Source organism: Streptomyces capoamus (genome assembly GCF_014654935.1).
In the GTDB taxonomy this organism is placed as follows: domain Bacteria; phylum Actinomycetota; class Actinomycetes; order Streptomycetales; family Streptomycetaceae; genus Streptomyces; species Streptomyces capoamus.
On the sequence record NZ_BNBF01000007.1, the window covers coordinates 8744 to 10061 of the forward strand.

Annotated in this window: 1 protein-coding gene and 1 pseudogene; both read left to right on the plus strand. The window is 72.0% G+C overall.

The window, feature by feature from the left end:
* On the plus strand, window positions 1-858 hold an 858-nt coding region (locus IE312_RS13075), incomplete at its 5' end, for an ABC transporter permease (protein WP_229899638.1).
* A gap of 99 nt (window positions 859-957) precedes the next feature.
* Window positions 958-1318, plus strand: a pseudogene (locus IE312_RS39805) (ATP-binding cassette domain-containing protein); the annotation flags it as partial.

Below are 1318 nucleotides of genomic sequence, written 5' to 3' on the forward strand. Positions count from 1 at the left end.
GGGCCCGCGGGCAGGCCGCGCTCGCTGTGGTCCGACGCCTGGCGCGACCTGCGCCGCGACCCCGTGTTCCTGCTCTCCGCCCTGGTCATCGTCTTCCTGATCGTCATCTCCGTACGGCCCTCGGTGATCGCCTCCGGCAGCCCGCTCACCTGCGACCTGGCCAAGGCCCGGGAGGGCGCCGGGCCGGGGCATCCGTTCGGTTACGACGGACAGGGCTGCGACGTCTACACGCGCACCGTCTACGGCGCCCGGGCATCGGTCACCGTTGGGGTGCTGGCGACCCTCGGGGTGGCGGTGCTCGGCTCGGTGCTGGGCGGTCTCGCGGGCTACTTCGGCGGGCTGTGGGACTCGGTCCTGTCCCGGATCACGGACATCTTCTTCGCCATCCCGGTCGTCCTCGGCGGACTCGTCCTCCTCTCCGTGGTGACCTCCAATACGGTCTGGCCGGTCATCGGGTTCATGGTCCTGCTCGGCTGGCCGCAGATCTCCCGGATCGCGCGCGGTGCGGTCATCACCGCCAAACAGCACGACTACGTGCAGGCCGCCCGCGCCCTCGGTGCCTCCGACGCGCGCATCCTGCTGCGGCACATCACCCCGAACGCCGTGGCGCCGGTGATCGTCGTCTCGACCATCGCGCTCGGCACCTACATCGCCCTGGAGGCGACCCTGTCCTACCTCGGCGTCGGCCTCAAACCGCCCAGCGTCTCCTGGGGCATCGACATCTCCGCCGCCTCCCCCTACATCCGCAACTCCCCCCACGCCCTCCTGTGGCCCTCGGGCGCCCTCGCGGTCACGGTCCTGGCCTTCATCATGCTCGGCGACGCGGTCCGCGACGCCCTCGACCCCAAGCTGAGGTGAGACGTGCTGACAGGCCGGGACGGCGCGGGGACGGCTGACGACCGCGGGCACGGGCGCCCGGGGGCGGGTCCACCGGACCGAAGCGGAGGTGACGGCGGCGTGCTGCTGGACGTGCGGGATCTGTGGGTGGAGTTCCGGACCCGGGACGGGGTGGCGCACGCCGTCAACGGGGTGAGCTACGCGGTGGACGCGGGGGAGACCCTCGCCGTGCTCGGGGAGTCCGGGTCCGGGAAGTCCGTCACCGCGCAGGCGGTCATGGGCATCCTCGACACGCCCCCGGCCCGGATCACCGGCGGTGAGATCCTCTTCGACGGCCGGGACCTGCTGACGCTGAAGGAGGAGGAGCGGCGCCGGATCCGGGGCGCCGGGATGGCGATGATCTTCCAGGACGCGTTGTCCGCCCTCAACCCCGTCATGACCGTGGGCGACCAGCTGGGGGAGATGTTCGTCGTCCACCGGG